The 25984-nt window shown below is 43.8% G+C and carries 23 protein-coding genes and 1 tRNA gene; 11 read left to right on the top strand and 13 right to left on the bottom strand.

The window, feature by feature from the left end:
* The first annotated feature begins 21 nt into the window (after positions 1 to 21).
* On the top strand, positions 22 to 1125 hold the full coding sequence (leuB, locus tag ACTXGK_RS24900; protein WP_443515088.1) for a 3-isopropylmalate dehydrogenase: 1104 nt from the start codon (positions 22 to 24) through the stop codon (positions 1123 to 1125).
* 294 nt (positions 1126 to 1419) lie between these two features.
* Positions 1420 to 2709 carry a L,D-transpeptidase family protein gene (locus tag ACTXGK_RS24895; protein ID WP_443515090.1) on the top strand — a complete coding sequence of 430 codons (1290 nt, stop codon included), beginning with the start codon at positions 1420 to 1422 and terminating at the stop codon, positions 2707 to 2709.
* A gap of 256 nt (positions 2710 to 2965) precedes the next feature.
* Here the strand turns inward: ACTXGK_RS24895 and infA are convergent, their stop codons facing one another.
* The 7 genes from infA to dinB form a co-directional block, all read right to left on the bottom strand.
* Positions 2966 to 3187 carry a translation initiation factor IF-1 gene (infA, locus tag ACTXGK_RS24890; RefSeq protein WP_021814850.1) on the bottom strand — a complete coding sequence of 74 codons (222 nt, stop codon included), beginning with the start codon at positions 3185 to 3187 and terminating at the stop codon, positions 2966 to 2968.
* Between the two features lie 121 nt (positions 3188 to 3308).
* On the bottom strand, positions 3309 to 4148 hold the full coding sequence (gene truA / locus ACTXGK_RS24885) for a tRNA pseudouridine(38-40) synthase TruA (protein WP_443515092.1): 840 nt from the start codon (positions 4146 to 4148) through the stop codon (positions 3309 to 3311).
* 43 nt (positions 4149 to 4191) lie between these two features.
* Positions 4192 to 5265 (bottom strand): asparaginase, encoded by a 1074-nt coding sequence (locus tag ACTXGK_RS24880; RefSeq protein ID WP_443515094.1) that lies wholly within the window; start codon positions 5263 to 5265, stop codon positions 4192 to 4194.
* Between the two features lie 185 nt (positions 5266 to 5450).
* Entirely contained in the window at positions 5451 to 7118 is a 1668-nt protein-coding gene (locus ACTXGK_RS24875; RefSeq protein ID WP_443515096.1) for a FimV C-terminal domain-containing protein, read from the bottom strand.
* Between the two features lie 51 nt (positions 7119 to 7169).
* On the bottom strand, positions 7170 to 8960 hold the full coding sequence (locus ACTXGK_RS24870) for a FimV/HubP-related protein (protein WP_443515097.1): 1791 nt from the start codon (positions 8958 to 8960) through the stop codon (positions 7170 to 7172).
* A 113-nt stretch (positions 8961 to 9073) separates the two neighbouring features.
* Positions 9074 to 10276: a tRNA preQ1(34) S-adenosylmethionine ribosyltransferase-isomerase QueA gene (queA, locus tag ACTXGK_RS24865; protein WP_443515099.1), complete on the bottom strand. Its 1203-nt coding sequence runs from the start codon at positions 10274 to 10276 to the stop codon at positions 9074 to 9076.
* Positions 10277 to 10453: 177 nt separating this feature from the next.
* Positions 10454 to 11539 (bottom strand): DNA polymerase IV, encoded by a 1086-nt coding sequence (gene dinB, locus ACTXGK_RS24860; protein ID WP_443515100.1) that lies wholly within the window; start codon positions 11537 to 11539, stop codon positions 10454 to 10456.
* Positions 11540 to 12047: 508 nt separating this feature from the next.
* Here dinB and ACTXGK_RS24855 point away from each other — a divergent pair.
* Entirely contained in the window at positions 12048 to 12293 is a 246-nt protein-coding gene (locus tag ACTXGK_RS24855; protein ID WP_443515102.1) for a hypothetical protein, read from the top strand.
* 106 nt (positions 12294 to 12399) lie between these two features.
* Here the strand turns inward: ACTXGK_RS24855 and ACTXGK_RS24850 are convergent.
* Both ACTXGK_RS24850 and ACTXGK_RS24845 read right to left on the bottom strand, forming a co-directional pair.
* Positions 12400 to 12486, bottom strand: a tRNA-Leu gene (locus ACTXGK_RS24850).
* A 132-nt stretch (positions 12487 to 12618) separates the two neighbouring features.
* Positions 12619 to 13392, bottom strand: coding sequence for a ferredoxin--NADP reductase (locus tag ACTXGK_RS24845; protein ID WP_443515103.1), 774 nt, complete (start codon positions 13390 to 13392; stop codon positions 12619 to 12621).
* A gap of 427 nt (positions 13393 to 13819) precedes the next feature.
* Here ACTXGK_RS24845 and tsaA point away from each other — a divergent pair, with 427 nt between their 5' ends.
* From tsaA to gspK, 8 genes are all read left to right on the top strand, one after another.
* On the top strand, positions 13820 to 14677 hold the full coding sequence (gene tsaA, locus ACTXGK_RS24840; RefSeq protein WP_443515104.1) for a tRNA (N6-threonylcarbamoyladenosine(37)-N6)-methyltransferase TrmO: 858 nt from the start codon (positions 13820 to 13822) through the stop codon (positions 14675 to 14677).
* Between the two features lie 58 nt (positions 14678 to 14735).
* Positions 14736 to 16523: a type IV pilus assembly ATPase TfpB gene (tfpB, locus tag ACTXGK_RS24835; protein ID WP_443515106.1), complete on the top strand. Its 1788-nt coding sequence runs from the start codon at positions 14736 to 14738 to the stop codon at positions 16521 to 16523.
* A 161-nt stretch (positions 16524 to 16684) separates the two neighbouring features.
* Positions 16685 to 17473, top strand: coding sequence for a TatD family hydrolase (locus ACTXGK_RS24830; RefSeq protein ID WP_443515108.1), 789 nt, complete (start codon positions 16685 to 16687; stop codon positions 17471 to 17473).
* Positions 17474 to 17707: 234 nt separating this feature from the next.
* A complete protein-coding gene (locus tag ACTXGK_RS24825; protein ID WP_201599651.1) occupies positions 17708 to 18391 on the top strand; it encodes a TetR/AcrR family transcriptional regulator in 684 nt (227 codons plus the stop codon).
* A gap of 331 nt (positions 18392 to 18722) precedes the next feature.
* Positions 18723 to 19382 carry a prepilin-type N-terminal cleavage/methylation domain-containing protein gene (locus ACTXGK_RS24820; RefSeq protein ID WP_443515429.1) on the top strand — a complete coding sequence of 220 codons (660 nt, stop codon included), beginning with the start codon at positions 18723 to 18725 and terminating at the stop codon, positions 19380 to 19382.
* Entirely contained in the window at positions 19382 to 19885 is a 504-nt protein-coding gene (gene gspI, locus ACTXGK_RS24815; RefSeq protein WP_443515111.1) for a type II secretion system minor pseudopilin GspI, read from the top strand. Before ACTXGK_RS24820 ends, gspI begins: the two co-directional genes overlap by 1 nt.
* Positions 19886 to 19887: 2 nt before the next feature.
* Positions 19888 to 20718, top strand: a complete 831-nt coding sequence (gene gspJ / locus ACTXGK_RS24810; RefSeq protein WP_443515112.1) for a type II secretion system minor pseudopilin GspJ — start codon at positions 19888 to 19890, stop codon at positions 20716 to 20718.
* 48 nt (positions 20719 to 20766) lie between these two features.
* Positions 20767 to 21813 carry a type II secretion system minor pseudopilin GspK gene (gspK, locus tag ACTXGK_RS24805; protein WP_443515114.1) on the top strand — a complete coding sequence of 349 codons (1047 nt, stop codon included), beginning with the start codon at positions 20767 to 20769 and terminating at the stop codon, positions 21811 to 21813.
* 21 nt (positions 21814 to 21834) lie between these two features.
* Here the strand turns inward: gspK and ACTXGK_RS24800 are convergent, their stop codons facing one another.
* The 4 genes from ACTXGK_RS24800 to ychF all read right to left on the bottom strand — a co-directional run bounded on the left by ACTXGK_RS24800 (position 21835) and on the right by ychF (position 25895).
* Entirely contained in the window at positions 21835 to 22515 is a 681-nt protein-coding gene (locus tag ACTXGK_RS24800) for a TetR/AcrR family transcriptional regulator (protein ID WP_443515115.1), read from the bottom strand.
* 108 nt (positions 22516 to 22623) lie between these two features.
* Positions 22624 to 24042 (bottom strand): deoxyguanosinetriphosphate triphosphohydrolase, encoded by a 1419-nt coding sequence (locus ACTXGK_RS24795; protein WP_443515117.1) that lies wholly within the window; start codon positions 24040 to 24042, stop codon positions 22624 to 22626.
* Between the two features lie 62 nt (positions 24043 to 24104).
* Positions 24105 to 24617: a hypothetical protein gene (locus ACTXGK_RS24790; RefSeq protein ID WP_443515119.1), complete on the bottom strand. Its 513-nt coding sequence runs from the start codon at positions 24615 to 24617 to the stop codon at positions 24105 to 24107.
* Positions 24618 to 24803: 186 nt separating this feature from the next.
* Positions 24804 to 25895, bottom strand: a complete 1092-nt coding sequence (gene ychF, locus ACTXGK_RS24785) for a redox-regulated ATPase YchF (RefSeq protein WP_057759361.1) — start codon at positions 25893 to 25895, stop codon at positions 24804 to 24806.
* Positions 25896 to 25984 lie beyond the last annotated feature (89 nt).

Here is a 25984-nt window from a genome sequence, read left to right as displayed (position 1 = left end):
AATATATCCAAAAGGATTAGTATGGCAACGATTTTAACATTAGCGGGCGATGGTATTGGCCCTGAAATCATGACTCAAGCCATCGACGTGCTCAAGGCCGTCAATGAGAAGTTTTCACTTGATTTGACATTAGAGTCTGGATTGATCGGTGGTGTGGCTATTGATGCCACAGGTGAGCCTTTACCTGATGAAACGTTAGCGCGTGCACGTGCAGCAGATGCTGTATTATTAGGCGCTGTCGGCGGCCCTAAATGGGATGCGATTGAGCGTAGTAAGCGCCCTGAGCGTGGTCTGCTTAAAATCCGTGGTGAGCTGGGTTTGTTTGCCAATTTACGTGTGGCAAAGCTTTATCCGCAGCTAGCCAATGCGTCAAGTATCAAGCCTGAAATTATATCTGGTTTAGATTTGCTGATTGTTCGCGAACTGACGGGTGGCATTTATTTTGGTGAGCCACGTGGTATTCGCACACTAGAAAATGGTGAGCAGCAAGGCTATAACACGATGGTGTATAGCACCAGTGAGATTCAGCGTATCGGTAAAGTTGCTTTTGAGTTAGCAAAAACGCGCACCCAAGCTGCAGGTACAGCGGCCAAAGTATGTTCAGTAGACAAAGCCAACGTCTTAGAAGTGACTGAGCTGTGGAAGCAAACAATGATTCAGATGCAGCAAGCAGAGTATAGCGATGTGGCGTTATCGCACATGTATGCTGACAATGCTTGTATGCAGTTGATCAAAGATCCTAAGCAGTTTGATGTCATGGTAACAGGCAATATGTTTGGTGATATCTTATCTGATGAAGCGGCAATGCTGACCGGTTCTATTGGTATGTTGCCATCAGCGAGCTTGGATGAGTCGGGCAAAGGTATGTATGAGCCATGTCATGGTTCCGCGCCTGATATCGCTGGGCAAGATAAAGCCAATCCATTGGCGACTATTTTGTCTGTCGCTATGATGCTGCGTTATACCTTTAAGCAAGAAGAAGCCGCACAAGCGATCGAGCAAGCAGTGAGTGATGTGCTTGATGATGGCTTGCGTACGCTTGATATTTTAGACAGCAGTGAAGCTGGACTCAAGCAAGTGGGCTGCCAAGAGATGGGGCAAGCGGTATTGGCTAAACTGGTATAAATTAGCTAATCTAGTGCAGACCATTTTTATGTAGTTTTCACAGTCTAATCTCGTTCATTTTATACCCATAAACTGCTGAGCAGTTTATGGGTTTTTTCTGTTATATGGTATTGAGTCATGCCTTATTGTAAACGGATCAGTGTGTTTGTTCACCCTATTAACAAATGCACAGTAGGAAGAGTCAGTTATTAACATAAAGCTGTTAGGGAATAGTGGTGGGGCTATGGCAATATATTTCTATAATAAATTTTTCGATATTTTTTGATATATGGTAATTATTTAGGGAGTTTTTTTATGTCTCAACTACTTAAGATTGGCAGCCTTGTTATAGCGATGGGAACAGCGTCTGCATTATTAGTGGGTTGTAGCAGCAATGCTAATAGTACTGAAAATAGTGCACAAGCGGCTAATGAGAGCAAGTCGTCTAACAGTGGTATGACAGACACTACAACAGATAATAATAACAATGCAGGCACCGAAGCAGAGATGAGTACTAGTAGCAACCAATCTACTAGCAACCAATCTACTAGTAACCAAACTAGTGGTCAAAATATGGATGCTGATACGATGGACAGCACGGCGACTGATAGTAACGACATCAGTCCAGTCACCAATGGTGTTAGTCAGCAAATAGATGGTAATAGCAAAGCCGCAAATTCGCTAAATAAATTATTAACCAAAATTGAATATAGTACAGAAAATTTATCAGAAACTGCTAAAAAGGTAAATGAAGCAACATGGAAAGCTGATACCAAGATTGATCGTAATGTTGGTACCAAATTACAAGCGCTACTGAACTGGAATCATAGTGGTGTGGGTGCGGTGGATGGCTATTGGGGCAAGAACACGCGCAAAGCCATGCAGGCTTTTCAGAAGGCCCAAGGATTACCAGTAACCGAAGCGGTCAATGAAGAGACGTGGAAAGCATTGACTAAGAATTCCACGCTTACTTCACAGCCTGTATTAGTCAGTTATCAGCTGACAGACGCTGATGTGAATGTCAAAACTACCCAAATTCCTGCTAGTGCTGAAGCCAAAGCCAAGCTAGATGGTATGTATTATGAAAGCGTCCTTGAAGCCTTGGGCGAAAAATTTCATATCAGTCGTGACTATCTTAAATCGCTTAACCCCAATGCCAATTTCAAGAGTGGCGAAACCATCATCGTCTATAACCCTGGCAACCCTAATACAACACCAGTGAGCCGAGTGGTCGCTGATAAAGACACGCAAACCTTATATGCATACGATGACAGTAACAATCTGGTTGCCAGTTACCCAACCACGGTAGGTAGCACAGCGACACCTTCACCAACGGGTACGCATAAGGTCAAAGTCAAAATTCACGAGCCAAACTACACCTATACTAGCGATAATGGCAAAAAATCTATTATCCCGCCAGGCCCTAATAATCCTGTTGGTGTGGTATGGATTGGCCTTAGCAAACCATCGTATGGCATTCATGGCTCACCCGATCCTGAACGTATCAGTCGTCAAGCATCAGCAGGTTGTGTTCGCCTTACTAACTGGGACGCACTGAGTCTGCTAGGTGTTATCAAGAACGATGCCACTGTCGAGTTCAAATAACTCATCGTTTAATTATTTCATAAAACGCAGACAAAAAAATACCGCTGAAACTTAGCGGTATTTTTTATGGTAAAACAAACAGCAAATACTAAATAACTAAAACAGTGATAGGCAATAATGAGCAGATTAGCGTTTTCATTATTATTATCAGTTAAACCACTCAAGCGTCTATATCAGCTATCAGCGATAAAATAGCTATTCGACTATTGGCTGTATTTTTATAAATACTTTCATAACCATATAAATTGGCGAGTATTTAGTTTTTACCACGGTAAGTAATACGACCTTTAGATAGGTCGTAAGGGGTCATTTCAACCTTAACTTTATCACCTGTCAAGATACGAATATAATGCTTACGCATCTTACCTGAGATGTGTGCAATGATTTCGTGTCCGTTTTCTAAACGAACTTTAAACAAAGTGTTAGGAAGGGTATCAATGACTTCGCCTTCAAATTCGATAATATCGTCTTTTGCCATAATTTGTATCAATCAATTAAAAATAAGCCCATATTATACGTAAGTTAGCAGATTAAAGCAATACAGAACCTGGTTTTGACTTGACAGCATGTAAGTGATATGTATGCCAATTTACATTGATTTAGTCAGGTAAGTTTAACCAAATCGGTGTGAGCGGTGCCTGCGGCAATAAACGCTGGAAATGCTCAGGATAATAGGCATTAATGAAGTACAAACCATCCCCTGAGGCCGTAGGCGGCGCAATTGTCCGATCCTCTTTGCTCAAGATGTTCAAAAAGTCTGCTGGTTCTAGCTCATGTCTGCCAATCGCGTATAGCGTACCCATCAAGTTACGAACCATGTGATGCAAAAATCCATCTGCTTGTATATCGAACACAATAAACTGACCATGAGCGAAAAGGTCGGCATGGCTGACGGTACGTACTGGCTGATTGGACTGACAGGCTGCCGCACGGTAGCTGTTAAAGTTGTGAGTACCAACGATATCGGCAGCTGCCTTTTGCATCGCTGCTAGGTCTAAAGGCTCATAGATATGGGTAACCTGATGATTGAGTATCGCAGGGCGCTGCGCTTGATTGAGTGTGATATAACGATAACGACGGGCAATCGCACCAAAACGCGCATGGAAATCAGCTGGCATTGGCTGAATCCAGCGTAGGGCAATATCGTCAGGCAATAGGCTATTGACACCGCGTAACCAGTTATGAGTAGGGCGATACGCACGAGTGGTAAAATGAGCAATCATATTGCTGGCATGGACACTGGCATCAGTACGCCCAGCAGCGATGACTTCGACGGATTCATTGGCGACCTTACCGATAGCGGTTTCTAGTGCTTCTTGTACACCCAGCACTTCTCGTTGCCGCTGCCAACCATGATAGTGCGTACCCAAAAACTCAATCGCAATCGCTAAAGTATAAGTTGGTGAACGTTCAGGTTCGATAGTTTCAATCTTAGACATTTTGGTTTCTAAGCTTATAAAGTTGGAATTAATCAAGGAGCATTTATCGCTTTTTGATGCTTGTGCCAGGCTGACTGACATTATTCAACCAGCGCTGTCGGCGTCTTGCTGGACTGTCATAGCGCAGTAGCAACCATAACAGCCGTGCATAAATAGCAGGAATGGTTAAGCGTCCACCAGCAATAACGTGATAGTCATATTGCCAACTGCCCGCCGCGTAGCTGTCGCTCACACCGCCAAACGGACATTGACTGGCAGATATCACGATGTGTCCATGCTCGTGAACCAAATCAAGAGTCTTTGCTAGTGCAGCTGAATAGGAGATATTCCCCGCACCAAATCCTAATAGGATAATGCCACAAGGCGGCTGTGATAATAACGCTTGTAGTTGATCATTGAGCACCTGAACATCATTAGGTAAGCAGTATAAAGCATGGATCTTGGCCTGCTCAGCGCTTGCTTTGATATTGGGTAGTAAGTCTTGTTGATCATCCAGCCAATGCTGCCTACGGGTATCTGATAGATTTTTTATATAACTATTGGCTGGATATGCTGCTCGAGAGTGCCCAGTAAATGCCATAAGGTCATGACTGTGAATTTTTTGCACGGTTTGCGCAGGCCACGATTCGCCGCCAAAATTAATCTTGACACCTGATTCACCAGCCGCAGCTAGCTTCAATGAGTCGTTAAGGTTGCCCCAAGCATCGCTATGAGCATCGATATCGTAGTAGTGAATCACTTCACTATCTAATAACGGCCGCATACTTCCAGTGACCACAATACAAATATCGCTACCGGCAAAAGCTTCTGCTAAAAATGCACCTAAATAACTCAACGTGTCAGTGCCACTAATCAGTACAAAGCGTCTATCACCTTGACCGTAAGCATTCAGTAATAGCTGATAAAAATGTACAAAATCAACTGGCTTAAGCTGGCTGCTGTCTTTGATCAGCGTGTTGTCTAGCCATGAAATTGCTGGTGAACCAGTCGTATTGCTTTGCTCAGTCAGTAGCTTTTGTAGCGTAGGTAAAAAGACGTCTGCCGATAAAGGCGCCAGCGGCTTGCCATAGCTACCAAAGGTACCACCAGCATAGATCAATTGAACAGGGTCAGACATAGTTTTGGTCATAAAAGAAGATGGCATAGTATCAACACAGTAAATAATTATGAAAAAAGAAGCGCCAGAGCGTTTATTAGTGACAGGTTGAGAGGTCAGTAATAGATAGTATCAGAATTAAATGCAAAAAATCAGCAAGCCTCCGATAATAAGAGATACTTGCTGATATGCATCCGGACGACTGATTATGCTGTGCGCTCAAGTAACAGTTGTGCTTGTTGTTTCTGCTCACTATTACCCTGAGCGATCACTTCATTAAGCAAACGTTTGGCACTGTCATATTCGCCTAATTGTAAATACTGATTGGCTAAATCTAGCGTCACTTGATTGCTATCTAATGATTTTACAAAGTCAAAATCTGCTGCAAAGCGCGATGAAAAATCTTCTGCTGATTCAACAGCTTCATGACTGATATCTGTTTCAGGTTCCACTGGTGCAACGGTAGAGGCTGGGGGAGTCGCTACAGAAGGGTCTAATAAAGAATCAGTGTCTATGATATCGAAGTCATCAGCTATAGGCGTGTCATCATCAAATCTCAACGACGTAACTGGCGTAGTATCTGACGCTTCAAAGGCATCAATGTCGGTGTCATCGTTGATTAGTTGTTCTTCAAAACTTAAGTCTGCAACGCCATCATCTTCGAGAGTACTACTGTCAGTATCAGCGTTTTCAAAGTCAATATCTTCCAAAACAAAGGCATCGATATCACTACTTTCTTCAGTAGTAGATGGTTCATTAATCGCGAAAGTATTAGCTGTATCAATGTCGTCTGATTCATTCAGATCGTCTAAAGATAAAGTAAAGTCATCTTCATTGTTTTGAACAGCATTGCTAGAAGCTTCTTCTTCATTTTTATCAACAGAAGTATCTTTATCTGCATCGGCTGCTAAATCATCAAAATCTAAGATGAAGTCGTCTTCTAACACCAATGCTTCGCTCTCACTGTCTTGAACATCTGATACGTCAGAATTTTCAATTAAAATGTTTTCTGCAGGTGAGTCAAAATCGAACTCAAAGTCACTAAGATCGTTGTCTTCTATGACCTCATCATTTTTGATGGTATCAGTACGGTCACTTGTAGAAATATGAAGGCTATCATCATCTGTGGCCAATGATGTAACAGGAGTCTCATCAGTAGCATTTGACTCATTGAGATCATCTTCTAAGTCACTGAGCGTCAAATTAAAGCTATCGTCTACGTTTTTAGTAGGCTCACTTGAAAACACTGGGCTATCGATAGGTTTATCTATTACAGCATCGTTACTATCTCCAATAACAGGACGATCAGATATGTCAGCTGTATCATCGGCTTGATTAGTGGTAGATAAATCGAAATCTAGAGCATCAAAACCATCGTGATTTTTTTCTGTTGTTGCCTCGTCTTTTACCACTTCTGGTGTGGCTACTGGACTTTGCTCTCCAATGTATAAATCTTTTAATTCATCAGCAAGCGTAATGGTTTTTGCGTCGTTATGCGTTTTAATGCTGTTATAGATATCATGAAAGTTTTCTGGCTGATCTAGCGTAGCGAATATGCTCAATAGCTTAATAGATAACTGACTGTCATTAGGCTTTTCGTTTAGTCCACGATTGATCGTTTCAATGGCTTTGTCGTAGCGCTGTTGATCCATAAAACGCTGGGCAATCGTGATATGATCGAACTTATTGCTATCATTTTGATTGTTTTGGGCAGCAGTGCCATAATCCGTTTTTGGTGCTGGTGCAGCGGCCTTTCTTACTGAGCTTACAGGTGGTTGTGCACTTTGCTTTTGTGCTTTATTTTTGCGCAATAAAAAACCAGCGACTAACAGGATAAGCACCAATCCGGCGATGATATATAGCATATTGTCCATAGTTATTCCTACTCCTAAGATCACAGCATCGTGCGTTGATCCGTTAGGCAATTATTGATTGCGTAGTTTTTTGAGACGAGCTTGTAGCTCAGCCAGTTTTTGATTTTGTAATTGGAGCTTTTTCGTATAGTTGTCCAGCGCGCTACTGGTTTTTGACAAGCGCTGAGCTTGTGAGGCAGTTTCTTGTCTTGAGGCTTTTAGCGTTGCTAATATATCAGTGCTTAGACCGTTGCCTTTATCTGCCGCTGATTTTGCCTGAGTGCCATCTGCATTACCATCATGACCAGGGGCAAGGACAGAAAACTGTACTTGTGGTAGTTTCTGTGTTTTAGTGGTGGTCGGTTTCTTAGGTACGCTGGCCGCTTGCGCTGTCTCAGGCGACTTTTTGGGTGCTGTTTGCGCTGACTTTTTTACCACAGGCGTATTCGCTCTACGACTGTATTGTCTTTGTGCATCAATAGCAGCTTCTAAATGTTGCTGTGAGGGTATGACATCGTAGCTAGGTAGGCTAAGCTTCGCATCGGCTTTTAACTGATCAGCATCTTTGTTGATAAAAGCATCAGGATTTTGTGACTGAATCTGCTTCATCACTGTTGGCGTATCTAGATTGTTCTCGCGCGCGATCTGCTCCGCGATCATCCACAAGCTATCATTGCGTTGCACCTGATATTGAGTGGTCGCATTACTCGTTACTTTATTGCTAGCTGCACTTGGATTAGCCGTCGTTTTGGATGGCACAGGTGATACTGTATTAGCAGGTATATTGCTGCCTTGAGCTGCGGCGATAATACTATTATCTGAGTCGATTACACTTTTTGATTTATCTATCGCTTTAGCGGTTGTTGCTTTGATAGGTGAGCTTGCTACGAGGTCAGAGTTTGCTTTACTGCTTGGCTGTATTTGGCGCGTCACTTGTATGTTTAGGATATCAAGCTGCTTGTCAGTACCTGGCTTATCCGCCGCAACTACATTATTATGAGCGCGCGCGTTAGTACGGCTTTTATCATCAAGGGCCATTGTACCGCTATTGCTACTTGCTACACTCAGTGGACTGTTATCCAAAGTGCTCATCGAGCTTTGGCTGTTACCAATAGCAGTTGAATGACTGGTATTATTGTTTATGTCAGCATTGCTATTTAAGCGACCATTATCGAGGCGGCTAGGTGTATAAGTAAGACTATTGACCTGTGAGGTAGTCGTCACTGTTGGCGCCTGAATATTAGGTGCGGGTGATGTAGAAGCCAACAATTCAGTCGCTGGTTCGTTTGGCTTTGATAATTTGGGCGAGGATATAGCAGGGGCAGACATCAGTGGCGGCGGTGCGCCTTTTCTGACCGTCAAAGGCATGGCATTACTTGCAGAAACGCTAGGCAAATTTGGCTTCTTGGCACCTGTAGCGATATTTTTACCAGTATTGATAGGTAAGGTATTTTTTAATGGCATCAGTAGCGTTTTGGGTACCATATTACGCTGGCCATTATCATTTATCGCTAACACGACATCAGCAAAAGGCTTAGATACAGGCTGTAATGTGGTAATAAAAACCTGACCGCTGGTCTCTGAGGTGGGCTGAAAGCGTACCGTCATAGAGTCAGTCGGGGTCAAACCCATTTGCTGGTAAATGGTCGAGTTTGCCAAACTGGCAGAAAAGTCAGCTGCTCGAATATTACTGACGACGATGCTCGCTACTAAAGGCTCATGCTGGGCTGAAGTGACCACCGTCTTACCAATGGTTGCTGCTTGTACGCTCGGCACTAAGACGGCGCAGCCTACAGAACAAAATAGTGCCATCGATACCGCGCGATGTACAGTAGTCAAGCGACGAGATAGATGACAAGACATGAGCAGCCCTTTAGTATAAATAAGTTGTCTTTGCTGTTATAACAAAATACCGTTTAGTTTACCAGTTTATTTCACAACTGTTGTGTCCAATGCACAAAATGTCTTTGTAGTGTTCAGTCAGCTTTTCTATCTAGTAGCATGGCATCGCCATAACTAAAGAATCGATACTGCTTTTCAATAGCATGTTGATAAGCGTGCTCGATAGATGACTTACCTGAAAATGCCGATACTAGCATCAGTAGTGTCGATTTAGGTAAGTGGAAGTTGGTCAGCAATCGATCAATAACGCCGAATTTAAACCCAGGATAAATAAATATATCGGTATCGCCTGACCAACTAGAGAGCGCTTGGCCATCAATGGCAGTTTTTTGATAAGCCGTTTCAAGAACACGCGTCACTGTTGTGCCAATCGCGATAACCTTTTTACCATTCGCGTGCGTTTGATTGATGAGGTCTGCAGTCGTTTGTGGCAAATGTGCATATTCACTATGCATGGTGTGATTGAGCAGATTATCTGTTTTGACAGGAGCAAAAGTACCCGCGCCAACGTGCAATGTGACAAAAGCGGTGTTAATACCTTTCTCGTCAAGCTTGCTTAGTACCGCTTCATCGAAATGTAAGCTTGCTGTCGGTGCAGCCACACTTGCGAGCTTGGCAGGATCATGAAAAACGGTTTGATAACGAGTGTTGTCAGTGTCATCAGCATGGCGCTCAAAGTAGGGCGGGATAGGTAGTTCACCATAGAGCTCTAGGTGCGGTAAGATCGGCGCATCAAACGCCAAAATGAATAAGTTGTCTTGACGACCAATCATCGTAGCACTCATATGACCATCGGCAAGTTGTAAGCGTTGACCAAGCTTGAGCGCTTTGCTGGCTTTTACATGGCAAAGGGCAATATGCTCTTGGTTGACCACTTCATCATTGGTGTCTTTTAGATGCAGTGTCACTTCATCCAAGTCCGAGATATCAACTAGGCGTTCAATCAGTACTTCAAGTTTACCGCCAGTATCCTTTTGACCAAATAAGCGTGCTTTCATCACCTTGGTATCATTAAAGACAATCAGATCTCCAGCCTCTAATAAGTCAGGCAACTCAGAAAACAAAAGATCTTCTACACGAGTGTCATTCATTTGAGTATGAGCTGGCAAGTATAGAAGTTTTGAGGCAGAGCGCTGCGCTAATGGGTAGCGTGCAATCAGGCTATCTGGCAGCTCATAGTCATAATCTTCAACGCTCAGATAATCCAAGACGTCGTTGTTTTCGTCGGTATCAGTTGGCGCGTTAGTATCAGCAGAGTCAATGTGAGAGTCGGTCATAATCAGTCTTTAAATGGATAGGAATTTTGGCATAATTGTAGCAGAAATACCTTTGTGAAAGGATACTTTGCTCAGCAGTAATCATGTATAAGATATACTTTTAACCTATAAATAGCCTAAGTAAATATTATAGACTATGTCAATTTACAACGAAGTTTTTATCAGTTGTAGACTAATTTACTCGAATAGATTCAGTTGAGGCGGTAACTGAGCGGCAGGTGCTAACGAAGAAAAAGTCACACCAACTAGCCGAATAGGCAGCTGGCGCGGAATATCCAAGAATAGCTTGTCTAGCCAATAATGTGCAGACTCGGCGCTATCAAAAGTCGTCGAAAGAGTATGTGAGCGGGTGATTTGAGTAAAGTCTGAATATTTAATTTTTAGAGTAATGGTATGAGCGACTAGCTTCTTTTGGTACATTTGATTGAAGGCATCGGCGTTTTGCTCATATATTTGCGTGAGTAATGCATCATTATCATTTAGGTTGTCTCTGAATGTGGTCTCTGAACCAACAGACTTGTGCGTACGTTCAGATTTGACAGGGCGCTCATCGCGGCCATGAGCGATATCATGATAAAACTGACCACGTTTGCCAAATTCTTGTACCAACACGGCAGCTGGTGTACGCCGAAGATCAGCGCCATTACTCACACCCATCGCATGTAAGCGCTTTGCCGTTGCTTTACCGATACCATGAAAACGCTCAATAGGCAGCGTACTGATAAAATTTTCAGCATCTTGTGGTGTGATAATGGCTGTACCATTAGGCTTATTGATGTCAGAGGCAATCTTGGCGAGCATTTTATTAAATGACACACCAGCAGAAGCAGTCAATCCTGTATGTTCTAATATCTGCGTGCGTAACCAATTGGCCATCAATGTCGCTGAGCCTTTGTGTACAGATAATCCTGTGACATCAAGATACGCTTCATCCAATGATAGCGGCTCCACATAGGGCGTTAAACTATGCATAATGCGGCGAATATCACTACTGACCGCTCGATAAACCTCGAAACGCGGTCTTACAAATATCACTTCTGGGCAACGTTTGCGTGCTTCATAGCATGACATCGCAGAGCGTACGCCAAATTGACGCACCTCATAACTGGCAGCAGCAACCACACCGCGACCATTAGGATCACCGCCAACCACCAATGGTTTACCACGTAATTCAGGAAAGTCACGCTGCTCCACACTGGCATAAAAAGCATCCATATCGATATGAATGATTTTACGAGGATTCGATTGATTAGAGTATGTCATACTCAGTATTTTACCTGAATTAATGGCTTTTTCTATTATCAATTGTTAGAGCTCAAAGTGGCTTTTCCGTAAATTTTTGACTAAATAACGATAATATTTAATTATTGATATATATCAGTAATTAAATATAGTGTAAGATTATGTACAGTAAATAAAACAGCTTTATAACCCTTACGCTAACGTTAGCGAACAGTTGTTTTCTATCAGCATCTTTCATTAAGAGGTTTGTCAAGTTATTTTATCTCAATAAACCGTCTATCTTAATAGATTTGCTATTCATCGTAAATTCGATGGATATCTATTACAGTTAGGACATTAAAGTTTTAAACTAGAAGTATTCACAATGATAGGCAAGGTAACAAGAGTAAATAACGCCTCATATATTTTTAGTACTGTAGAAAGACGTTGTTTGTAGCACTCATACCAAACTTGTGAATGGAGTACTGGTAGATCAACTCTTTAAAAACATATCGTTGCTAGAGAGTTCAGAACGATCAAGGAGCAGAAAATGAATAACGAATTGAAAGGGAGCGATTTAACACGGGCAATGCTAGCGCGCGGCGAAAAACGAATATGGTGTGCAGTTTGCGATGATAGCGACGAGCAAGCCATGATGGATCATTGTGGTAATGATTTTACAGCGTATATTGTGTCGTTTCGTGATGGGTATTTTTATTGTAGTGCTGGTATGCCATGGAGCTATGCCGTACCGATTAAGATAAGTGTTGTTAGAGAATCTGAAGTAGCGATGTAAACAAACAAATACCACAGGTATAAAAGTAAACAAACAAATACCACAGGTATAAAATTAACAGACACAAAAAAACCTCCGAAAAGGGAGGTTAGATTGTATTGCTATATGGTACCAGTGGTCGGACTCGAACCGACACGCTTTTAAAGGCAACGGATTTTGAATCCGTCATGTCTACCAATTCCATCACACTGGCATGTTAGAAGATAATGTCTATTAAATAAATATTATCGAATTGGGCTACAGGGTTAACTCTGTATAGGCTGCGTATTATAGCAGCCTATTTTTCTTCGTCAAGAATTATTTAGTATTAATTCAAAAAAATATTCTATCCTACAAAAGCACGCTCAACCGCGTAGTCTGCTTGTACACCCATACGCGGTGAAACGGTTAGGCCAAAGTCATCCAAAATGGCTGAAACTTCAGCATTAAACGGCATGCTACCGCAGATCATGACACGATCGTCGTCTTTATTCATCGGCGGTAAACCGATATCTTCGAATAATTTGCCAGACTTCATTAAGTCTGTGACTCGGCCTTGGTTTCTAAACTCTTCACGAGTGACAGTCGGGTAGTAGATGAACTTTTCGCGGAACCATTCACCAAAGATTTCATCATTCGGCAGCTCATTTTCGAACATGTCGCGATACGCCAAATCATGGACGTGACGGACACCATGTACTAGGATGACTTTATCAAAGCGCTCATATACTTCAGGGTCACGTGCCAATGCCAAGAAAGGGGCAAGTCCGGTACCTGTTGACAGCATATATAGATGCTTGCCCGGCAGTAGATCGTCTAACACCAATGTACCTGTCGGTTTTTTGCTGACCAATAGCTCATCGCCTACTTTGATGTGCTGTAAGCGTGAGGTGAGCGGGCCGTCTTGAACTTTGATAGAAAAGAATTCTAACTGGTCTTCGTAATTAGGGCTGGCAATCGAATAAGCACGCAACAGTGGTCTACCGTCGACAACAAGACCAATCATCGCAAATTCGCCATTACGAAAGCGTAAGCCATCGTCACGAGTGGTTTTGATACTAAATAGAGAATCATTCCAATGATGAACCTCTGTGACCGTTTCGGTGCGAAGTTTTGACATAAAGTCCTCGTTAATTAATAGGTTGCTATCGGTGTCGTTAGGTTTAAATACGTATTAAATCAAAATTTTCAATGATAGATTAAAAAATATAAAAACCTATCAGTATTCTAATAGTTATCGAAAAAGCTGAATGTTAAAACGTACCTACCGTAAAATTCAATAATAAGGTTTATCTATCAGCCGATAGGGCTGTAGACTATTTTTTGTTCATGTTAAATCATCAGTATTGATAAGAGGAGTGACAAATAAGCCAAATGTAAAAGACTCTCATCAAAAAATTTCTTGCACATGATATCAAACTTTAAAGTAAAAATCCGTCTAGCTGCTACCCACCAGCATGATAAAATGGAATATCGTTAGTGAGTAATTTTGTATCATTTGGCCAAATTGTCTAAAAAGGACCGTTTTTTATTACTGGAGCTGCTCTATGTCTGATGACAATATGTCTTTAGATAACTCTCACCACGTCCCAATCATTGGTTATCATCGTGCGCCGCTTTCACAAAAATTTGGTGCGCCGAGGCAGCCGAATTTGGTCGCGCTGACCAGTGCCATTGAAATGCTAGCGCCTTACGATACGCCAGCCGCGTTTGAGGGCTTAGAGGCCTTTAGTCATATATGGATCAGTTGGCAGTTTCATCATAACTACCGACATAAAGACAATAATCAAGCCAATAGTAGCTTTCGAGCGCAAGTGCGGCCACCAAGATTAGGTGGTAATCAAAAGATAGGCGTATTTGCCAGTCGCAGTATGTATCGTCCATCAGCGCTGGGACTGTCCGTCGTCAAACTTAAGCGTATTGAGATAGTACAAGGGCGCGTACTACTTATCATCAAGGGTGCTGATATGATAGATGGCACGCCAATTATCGATATAAAGCCGTATGTGGCTTATAGCGACGCACTTTCGGATGCAAAAAGTGGATTTGCGCCAATAGCGCCAGCATTGTTGGATGTGGTGATGACAGAGGCGGCTTACGAACAATTTATGCTGCTAGCAAGCGTAGGAGAGCCTGCTGAAATCATTAATAATGATGCAAGCCATAGCCCTATAAAGAATGTATCGAAAAGTGCTACAGTTGCTTCGATGGTCGAGCACATACAAAGTCAATTGCTAATCTCTGATATCGATGCTATCAAAGCGTTAATTGCGCAAGATCCGCGTCCAGCCTATCGCCGTAAAGAGAAAGAAACCTCATTTATTATGCGCTATAAGTCTGTTGATGTGAGCTTTTGGCTAATAGACTCAGGACAGTTGCAAATAACAGCAGTAGTGGCAATATAAGTGATATGAATCGATAGCATGTTTGTCAACGTACACCAAACAATAAAAGAAGAAAAATATGGCTGCTCAGAATTATTCGATAGTGATTGATTTACGCTGGTGCCTAGATGAGTTATTGGCAGATAAAGTCATCGATCAACGTGGCTATAATTTAGTAATTACCAGCCGCCGAAACAAAACACAGCATCCATTGCTGACGATTAGTGAGTTTGGCTTACCCAATGGGCATGCTCTGGATAATAACTCTGACAATAAGTTGACGCTGGCATGGCTAAATCAGTGGCTAGCGGCTAAAGCAGACATGCCACTCGTTCGTATTGATCCATTAAAAGTTGACGTCCCGGCAGTGACGCAGCTGATGTCTTTTGAATATGCACGCTCACAGTATATTTTGCCCATTGAGGTCACTTTAGATGAAGTGGTTATCGGGACAGATCAGCCTTTTTATACCGATTGGCACTCAAATATCGAAAAGCTAATCAAGTCAAAAAGCTATCGCACGGTTTATATTAATCCTGAGCAAATCAATCGCTACCGGCAAGAGTTCTATCAAGTCACGCAAGCCATAGCTGGGGCGAATAGTGTTCACAAACGTGCCGCGGCTGATGTTACTAATGTCGAAGCATTGCTGCAATTAGGCGATAATACCAACCCTGATGCCAATGACCAGCATATCGTCAGAGTCGTTGATTGGTTGCTACAATATGCTTTTGAGCAGCGTGCCAGTGATATCCATTTAGAGCCGCGCCGTGAGACGGGCAAAGTGCGTTTTCGTATTGATGGTGTGCTGCATACTGTGTACGAGATGCCACTCGCGATTATTGTGGCAGTAACGGCACGTATCAAAATCTTAGGACGACTGAACGTTGCAGAAAAACGTAAGCCGCAAGATGGTCGACTAAAAACCCGTACGCCGAAAGGGCTAGAGACAGAACTTCGTTTGTCGACTATGCCCACCGCTTCTGGTGAAAAGCTGGTCATGCGAGTCTTTGACCCTGAAGTGCTCGTGCGCTCATTCGCGCAGCTTGGTCTATCGGGTAAGCAGCTTGAGACGTGGCATGAGCTGACCGCAAATCCCAACGGCATTATTCTGGTCACGGGTCCAACCGGATCAGGTAAAACCACCACCCTTTATAGCACGCTCAAGCAGCTAGCCACTGAGCAGGTGAATGTCTGTACGATTGAAGATCCGATTGAGATGATTGAGCCTGCATTCAACCAAATGCAGGTCAACCCAGGCGTTGACTTATATTTCGCTGATGGTATTCGTTCCCTGATGCGTCAAGATCCCGACATCATTATGGTTGGAGAGATTCGGGATGCAGAAACAGCAAATATGGCAGTACAAGCCTCACTGACGGGGCATTTGGTGCTCTCGACCTTGCATACCAACGATGCGCCAAGTTCCATCACTCGTTTGCATGATCTCGGCATCCAGCCTTTTTTGACGTCAGCAACTATATTAGGGGTTATGGCACAGCGCTTGTTACGGACGCTATGTCCACACTGCAAAAAAGCAGTAGAGGTGACGCCGGACAGCGAAATAGCCATTCAGTGGCAAGAGTTGGTGCAACCTTGGCGCGCGCCAGTACCCACACAGATTTATACCGCGCAAGGCTGTGAGCATTGTCGACATACTGGCTATCAAGGTCGAGTCGGGCTCTACGAGATCATGCCTTTATCCAATGATTTAAAAAAATTGGTCGCCGCTGATGCTAACTTGGATGTGCTCAAGCAGCAAGCGTACCGAGAAGGGGTGCAGCCTCTACGTCTATCAGGTGCAAAACGCATTAGTGAAGGGGTGACGACGATAGAAGAGGTGATGCGCGTCGTGCCGCTGCACTGATCATTGCGCCGCTGCATTGGTTTTAGGCATTTATGCGCCAGCCTTTAAAAGCGCTCACAATTACGCTACTTGAAAACAGCACCCTTTAGAGCAATCAACTTATCAACCAATTTTAAATTTCAATAACTTTTACTGACATTGTTCCAATAACGAGATTATTTATGTTTACAGATACGCATTGCCACCTCAACCGTTTAGATTTGACCAAATATGATGGCCAATTGTCCGGCGCGATTGATGCTATGAAAACTGCCAATGTGACTCGCGCGATGGCCATTATGTGCGATTTTGCTGAATATGATGAGATTGCTAATATTGTCAGCACCTATAGTGATGAAACGCTAAATCTAGGGATGAGCGTCGGTATCCATCCTTGTGAGGACATTGGTATATTACAATCAGCGACCGTAGAGCGTCTGATAGAGACCGCTAGCTCCGATCATGTATGGGCGATAGGGGAAACGGGTCTCGATTATTACTGGTCAACAGAAAACAAAAAAGAGCAGCAAGCCAGCCTTGCGCGTCATATACATGCCAGCCAACACTTAAAAAAACCACTCGTCATACACATGCGTGACGCCAAAGAAGACACGATTAATATTCTAAAAAGTGAAGGTGCTGAGCATGGCATCATTCACTGTTTTACTGAAGATTGGGAGACAGCGAAGCGTGCGCTAGATCTAGGGTTTTATATCTCATTCTCAGGTATCGTGAGTTTCAAGAGTGCGCAAGACATCAAAGATGCAGCTCAAAAAATGCCTAGAGACAGAATACTCATTGAAACCGACAGTCCATACTTGGCGCCAGTCCCCAAACGCGGCAGACCAAACGAGCCTGCATATGTTCCCTACGTGGCAAACTGTATCGCAGACATGTATGGATGTAGTAGCGAGGAAGTCGGTGCACTGACGGCAAAAAACTTTGAAAATTTACTGGCACAGTATCATTAAAATGGTTATGCTATGACCACTCAGTCATTTATTCGATAGTCCTGTGGTTCAATCCCCTTAGGTATTCATCACACTAAATATAGCCACCTGATTATCAATGACTATTTAGCAAACATAAGCATATTCCCTTTTGTGGTCCTCGAGCAGTCTTGGTACAGTCCCATACTCTCATTGCCGATGTACTGCCGTAAATGATGGTTGTATGCTTAATCTTGTCATGTTTTAGGAGAGATTATGAGTCGTCAGCATCAGTTTAAGGCACGAGAAGAAAATATCTTAGCGATGGCAGAGCAATTGCTACTTGAGTCAGGCGATGGTGATATTACTTTGGACAGTTTGGCAGATCAGCTCGACTTGGCTAAAGGCACGCTATATAAGCATTTTTCTAGTAAGGATGAGCTTTATCTGCGTATTATTATTCGTTACGAAGAGCAGCTATTTGATATCAACCGTATTGATGACTGCCCATCGGCAGGCGTTGCCCGCATGATTTTTCAGCAGTTATTTAATCCGCAAAAAGCCATGCTATTGAATCAAATCGAAGAGCGTCTGGCAGCATCGGTCACTGGTCTGAATCGTTTATTTGGCGAGTTGTATGATATTCGTCGCCAGCGTATGAAGCGCTTGATTGATATCATCAGTGCCTATCTGAAAGACGAGCATAGTAGTCTGAGTACTCGCGATTATTTATCTTCTATTTGGGCGATGGGTCAAGGTGGTGCGGGTCTACTAAATTCAAGCTTTTATCAGCGTTATTTGGGTCGCCGTGATACCTTACGCTACGCCTTTGTTCAGCAAATGCTAGAATTGCCCAGTCACTATCCTGCCGAAGAAGATGAAGTCATGGATGAAGACATGCAAGAATTAGTAGAGCAGATCGATACTGAATCAGAAGAACATCGCAATACTAATTATTAGAATGTCGACTGATTTTTAATATCATTGATTATTTAGTGTTATGTGTTGTCATACCGGATATGACAGCACGTCAAAATGTATCTTTAAATGTATCTTTCTTAGCGTTCATAAAAATGAACGTTATCGTCCTATATACAAAACTGAATTACAGGCTTATAGGTGCAATATGCCGGTCACTGTCAAGACTCAGTCCAGCTCAGCGGCCAATTGCCCTTTAGCCATAGTCGGTCAAACGCCTTGTCCAAATTGCTTTGATATTTTAGCTACATCGTCTAATTGTAGTTGTCTCTCTCTATCAAGTAATGCATGTCCCTCACAACATACCTCATCAATAAGCAGTCATAGGCAAAGTGGTTTTACGCTCGTTGAAATCGTGGTGGTGGTGGTGATTCTATCTATATTTGCTGGCATGATGAGTCTGTCTGTCGGCAGTAGTGACTCTCGCAAAAACCGCGCCTTTTATGAACACCTCACTGATTCATTGAGCTACGTCCGTTTGCTATCAGCTGAGCGTATACAGCCGATGGGTTTGCGTTTGCAGGCAGATAAGCAGGGGCAGGTAGCGCCTGTTATCGTTACCTTATCGAATCCTTATATTGCCTATCAAACGGCTGATACTGCAGTAGGCAGTATGGATAGCCAGCCAAAGAACGCAATGGAGCTATCTGCTGATTTGAGTAGTATGTCAGACTCTACTGGAGAGACGCAGCCAACACCGAGCTGGGAGATTGAGTCAGAGGTTAGCTTGCCTGAGCTGCCCGCTGGGGTAAGTATCAGAGTGCAGAGCTTGGATGCTAGTAGTTCAGCGAGTACAGGACAGAGGCAAACGCTACAGCCTTGGTTTAGTAATCAAAGCGTGCCGCAGGTATTATGGTTTGGTACGGGCCAAGCGACGCCAGTCACCATAGAAGTGATTCACGATTCGCGTCTGGTGGGTGAGGTGATTACGATAATGCCCGATGGTAGTATGATGATAGGGCAGGGATTATAGTGAATAAGTTGTCCAAATATTCTGCGACGAAAGCTCAGCCTACGTCGCTCAAATCTATATCACCCAAGTCTGGGCGCGAGAGTGGTTTTACCTTGATTGAGGTAATGGTTGCCTTAGCCATTCTGGCAGTAGTGGCCGTCGCGGCGAGCCGTGCTAGCAGTGCATATTTGAAATCGGTTGATATATTGCGCACCCGCACGCTTGCTCATTTTGTCGCACAAAATGCCGCTGCTGATTTGCGTATTCAAGACACATGGTTGACCGCCAACCGTACCCAAACGATTAACGCTCAAGGGCGTGACTGGCAAATAGTCATGACTGTCGATGATGCCATCACACCTGCACTAAAACAAGTAAATATCGCAGTGGCGCCTATCATAGACGGACAGGCAGGCACGTCGGTCACTGATATTAGTGTCATGCTAAGCAATGCCAACCAAGATACGGGCAGTTTAGATTTAAGTAGTGAAAGTAGTATCGGACAAGCAGGGGGCGGCTTGTGAGGATGAAGCTACAGCGCGGGTTTACACTGCTTGAGCTGATGGTTGCTATGGCAATATTTGCCATGTTGGCAGTCGCAGGCTGGCAAGTATTTGACAGTGTCAACCGTGCACGTGAGCGAGCACAGTTCCATGCTGATAATTTGGCCGTATTACAATACGCCTATCTACAACTGCAGCAAGACATGGCACAAGTGATTCCTTATCAAGCGCCTAGTACTCAGAATATTGGTGCGGCAAATAGCAGTACAAGTAATAGTAACCAAGCAGGCGAGCAAAAAAATGAGATAGCACCTGAGCCTTTTATGAGGGTAGATGGTGAGCGTGTCAGCTTTGTACGCTTTGCTGATCCTGATCCACGTTATCAAAGCAGCACTAGTATCCAGCATATTGAATATATTTTTGCAGATGAGCGCCTGATACGTCGTCAATATACCAGTCTTGAAGATGGGCGCGATAGCGTCAGTTTAGACAGTGTATTATTAGAAGGCGTTACTGCTGGGCGTTGGCAAGCCTATTTGCCAGAGCTGAGCACCAAATTTCCAAGCGATGACATCAATAATAGTAGCAATACAAATATAGCATTGGGACAAGCAGCGAATACAGCGGGTGCTAAGCCCGATGTTGTTTTACTACCGAAAGGAATTGCCGTCAACTTTATTTATCAAGACATGCCTATTACTTGGCAGTGGGCGCTAGCGCCACAGCCAATACCTCATAGTAGCGCAAAGGCTGCCAATAGCAACGATAGTAATAACAATAATAATGGCAGTGACAGTAACAACAATAATAGCGGTAGTAATACAGATAATAGCAGTGTGGGAAACAGTAATTGAGAAGGTAGTACTTAATATGCATCACTTGCTCAGCAACATAAGCTCTCTATGTCAATAACAGCAAACTCTCAGCGCGGTGTGGCTCTGCTTACTATCTTATTATTGGTGGTGAGTATCACTGTGGTTGCAGGCGCGATGCTTGCTAGCCAAAAAGTTGCGATTAGGCGTAGCGGATTATTGTTTGATCAAAATCAGCTATTGCAAGATATTGATGCCGGTCAGCAGTTGGCAGTGACGATGATTCGGGCGGACAGCAAGCTTAATGACACCGATAGTGAGCAAGATATTTGGGCACAGCCGATACCGCCATACACATTAGCAAACCACAGTGTCAGCATCGAGCTGCGTGATGAGGCCAGTCGTTTTAATATCAATAACTTATACCAAGGTGGTACGGTTGATACCGCTGCTTTAGAATTATTCCAACGACTGCTAACGCAATTGAATTTAGAACCAGATATTGCGGTTGCCGTCCTTGATTGGCAAGATACGGACAGTGAGGTCTATCTAGATGGCGGCGATGAAAGTACGGTATATGACCAGCAAGCAAATGGTGTGGCGAGTACAGAATTGTCCAATCAGCCTTTTGTTAGCGTTGATCAGCTACAAGAGGTTCAAGGGGTGAGTGCAGAGGTGTTAGCGACGCTACGACCTTATCTGACGGCGGTTCCTTATTATTTACCTATCAATATTAATACTGCGAGCCCCGTATTGCTTGCCGCACTGATCGATGGTGCAACCAGTCAGCAGATGCAAGGGATAGTCGACACGCGCAGTAAGCAAGCGCTCACGTCTATCGATGAGCTATGGCAACTGCCAATTTTGAGCGGCTTAGATGAAAAGCAGCGGGCAGCATTGACGCCTTTGTTGGCAGTTGATAGTCAGGCCTTTATGGCCCTTATCACAGCGACTGACAATGCAACTGTTGGTCAGGCAAGACAGCGCTTTGCTACCGTATTGATTGGCAAAAACGCAGCGAACGACAGTCAAGCCACAAATGACACTAGTGGTAGCAGTAGCGATGTCACTAGCGAAAAGCCCAAAGAAGTCAAAGTGGTCACGCAGCGACTATGGGCGTTTCGTCCTAGCTTTTGATGAATGGTAGTGCGCTTTTCATTAATCTTTTAAGCGGGTCTCTTCACTAGATTTCCAGTTATAAGCCCCATAAAACAACATCTGCGCTTGGCGAGTGCAGTTATGTAGCATCAACTGTTTATTTTCTTCGATGACATTTAGATCGATTTCGTCATCGTGATCTTCAGTGTAGGTCAATTCTAACCAGTCGATAATCCAAGAAAAGAACATGTTTACGCCAGCCTCAGCCAACAGACGACGGTCATAATCATTGATATGGGTAAATGCTGGCTGTAATGCTAGATCGTCTGCCAAACTTTGGGCATGTTTTTTAACCAGCTCATTGATGGCTTTTCGCACAGATTCTGAGCCACCGTAGCGCTCACTGACCAAAAACTGCCAGTAGTAAGGCTGATCGCTGACCATATACAAGAACAGCTGAATACTCTTCGCTATCTGACGATCAAAGCTACGCTTGCGACCAATTTGTAAGCTATCGCTGAGTGTGGCGAGCGTACCACCCAACTCTTCGATGACTAAGGCGCGACCGAGCGACTCCATATCATCAAAATGGCGATAAAACGCAGTCGGCACAACGCCAACCTCACGCGTGACTTGTCTGAGACTAATAGAGCTAAAAGATTGCCCTGTCATACATAGATCGAGTACGGCATTAAAAAAGGCGTGCCGAGTTTGAAGTTTTTTTTGTTCGCGACTGCTCATAATGTTTCAAAATTGTCCGATAGAGGTTTATCATACTCATTTCAGCGCACAAATACGACTGAAATGCACAATTCGTGCTAATTTACTAAACCTGCACTAATTAATCTTTTAAACCACCGTACCCCAGTGACCTTGCAATTCTTGCGCCAATCGATAGGCTTCGTGGTCATTCATACCTGTAATAAAATCTAAAATATTCAATATATTGTGATAAATATTGTCTGATAACATGCGGCGATGCTCATCTAAGTGTGGCTGTAGTAATCTTAGTAGACTCTGTTGTTCAAACGACATAGATGATGCAGCAGCTTCTACTGCCTCAGTGCCCGTCCAAGCCAGTGGTACAAAGGCATCCATCAGGCGATGCAAGCATTGATTGGCCATTAGCTCCATTCGTACCTTGTTCGGATGATTAAATATTTTTTCGCGGGCCAATTGCTTGGCCTGCAAGATACCGTTTTGTACACTGGTGTCGCAATGCGCAAACAAGCTGCCTTGGAGTGTACCTGCCAGCAAGTCTTCACTATTGGCCACAAAAGCATCGGTGATCGTATTGACCAAGCGCATCATAGCGCGTGATCGCAGAGAAGCCAAACTCTGCCTGACTGACATATGCGCGGGCAGACTGACGCTATCAGGACGCTCGCCAATCAGTTCGTAAAATATCGTGGCAACCTCACTATAGGTTAGCATATTCAGATTAATACCATCTTCTAAATCTATCAGCGCATAGCAGATATCATCTGCAGCTTCTAACAGGTACGCCAACGGATGGCGTGCAAAGCCATCGTGATGTGTTGAGCGCGGCAGGTGCAAACATGCTGCCAGCTCCTCTAACTGCGAGGCCTCGCTATAAAAGCAGCCGAATTTCTGTACATTATGGGCGTTATCATTTGCATCATTGCTGTGAGTGGCAAGCCAAGGGTATTTCATAAAAGCGCCTAGCGTTGCGCAGGTAAGACGCATACCGCCTTTATCGGGATGGTGTTCATTGCGTACTAGTAACCGAAACCCTTGTGCATTGCCTTCGTAAGCCAGTAAGTCCAGTCGCTCGTTGCTGCTGAGCTGTTGCAAAATCGCTTGAGGATTAGGCTGTCGAAACCAGTCACGAATGGCGTACTCTCCAGCATGACCAAACGGCGGATTACCAATATCGTGAGCGAGACAAGCTGCTTGTACGATCACGCCAATATCAGATGGCGAAACTCCTGCTAGTAGACCGTTGCCTAGCTTATCATGGAGCTTTTCTGCGGTCATCATGCCCAAAGATCTTCCAATAGAGGAGACCTCAAGCGAATGGGTCAGGCGAGTATGGATACCTAGCTGATTAGTCAATGGATGAACTTGGGTTTTTTGATTCAACTGCCTAAATGAGTGAGAGAATACCAGTCTGTCATAGTCTTTGTGAAACTGAGAGCGAGTACTCGTATTAGCGTTGAATTTTTTGGCAGCGCCAAGACGCTGTGAGTTGAGAAGATGAGACCATTGCGCAGTAGAGGACGGCAAAGAGGTTGGGGTACTTAGCATATTGGAACATCCGAAACCAAGGGAGCCTCTAGCATAACAAAATAGCGCCCTTGGTACAGCTACTAAGACTTCTGGCAATCAAAAAGAACGTCTTCCTCTTCGATAGACACATCACTATTTAGTGTCTTATTAAGCAAGGTTGCGTTGTCACCATCCACTTTCCATATAATGCCATGAGTGTCATCTAGTCCAATATCACTCGTATATATGGTTTTGTCAGTAAGGGCGTCGCTACTAAAGGCAGCTGTCAAATCGTATTCGATACCGTCAATAAGTAGGTGTGCGGTCTGCGGTGTGGCATCGGTATGATAGTATACGCCGATAGTAGCAGTAGGCTCACAAGAAAATGGTGTGCTGTTGCTAGCGTGCTCAGAATGGTCGTGACCCTCATGATCATGCCCTTCGTGAACGTCCATGTCATTATGACTTTCATGGTCATGTCCTTCATGATCGTGTTCCATATCATCATGGGCATGTTCATCGTGCTCTGTATGACTGTCTACGGTTGTCACGTCTTCAGATGCTGCTGGCTCACCGTCTGTTTTTGGCTGGCAGCCTAACAACGAAACTGTCATAACACTGCCTACTATAGCAGCGCTTGCAAATTTGGAAAAAGAGAGAAAGTCAGTCAAAGTATAAGCCCTCAAATAAGTAAAATAAAGATATGTTATATTATAACAATGAGCTGATAAAATAAAGCCGATGCTGGAAAATATCCAACATCGGCTGATTAACTATCAGACAGTATTGACTAGCTAAAGCTACACGTTAAATCTAAAGTGCATGACATCGCCATCTTGAACGATGTAGGTTTTGCCTTCTAGACGCGACTTACCAGCAGCAGCAGCGCCTTTTTCACCGTTGTATTCGATGAAATCATCATAAGCGATTACTTCGGCACGAATGAAGCCGCGCTCAAAGTCCGTATGAATCACGCCAGCGGCTTGCGGGGCAGTAGCGCCAATTGCAACTGTCCATGCACGTACTTCTTTGACACCAGCGGTGAAGTAAGTCTGCATATCAAGTAAGTCATAACCACCGCGAATCACTTGATCAAGCCCGGCTTCTTCCATGTCCATTTCAGCCAAAAAGTCTTTTTTGTCCTCTTCATCTAGCTGGGCAATTTCAGCTTCGATTTGGTTGCATAGGGCAATAACGATAGACTCTTCACCAGTCGCGTAATCACGAACAGCGTCGAGATATGGATTGTTTTCAAAACCATCTTCAGCAACGTTGGCAATATACATGGTTGGCTTTAGAGTAATTAAACCGTAGCTACGGATGAGTTTTTTCTCATCAGCGTCTAGGTTGGCCGCGCGCGCCGCTTTGCCTTCTGCTAATAATGGCTCAATCTTTTTGAACACATCCAGCATGGCGCTCGCGTCTTTGTCGCCGCCTTTGGCTTTTTTGGTCAAGTTCAGTATCGCGCGTTCAACTGCTTCCAAATCTGCCAATGCCAGTTCAGTATTGATGGTTTCGATATCATCAATCGGACTGACGCGACCATCGACGTGTACCACGTTGTCATCATCAAAACAGCGAACCACGTGAGCAATCGCATCAGTTTCGCGGATGTTAGCCAAGAACTGGTTGCCCATGCCTTCGCCTTTTGACGCGCCTGCGACCAAACCTGCGATGTCCACAAACTCCATCGTCGTTGGTAATACACGTTCAGGGTTAACGATATCCGCCAGTTTCTTTAGGCGTGGATCTGGTACTGGTACGATACCGGTATTGGGATCTTTGGTACAAAACGGAAAGTTTTCAGCGGCGATACCCGCTTTGGTCAACGCATTAAACAAGGTGGATTTACCCACGTTTGGTAGGCCGACGATGCCGCAATTAAAACCCATAACAGTCTCTCAATGTATTAATAAAATAGTTGGTACTGAGCTAATATAAGACTTGATATTTAGTCAGAATAAAACTGAGTTCATCTAAA

Origin of the sequence: Psychrobacter sp. T6-5 (assembly GCF_052258485.2) — a bacterium.
Taxonomy (GTDB): domain Bacteria; phylum Pseudomonadota; class Gammaproteobacteria; order Pseudomonadales; family Moraxellaceae; genus Psychrobacter.
This window is presented reverse-complemented; position numbering and strand designations above follow the sequence as displayed.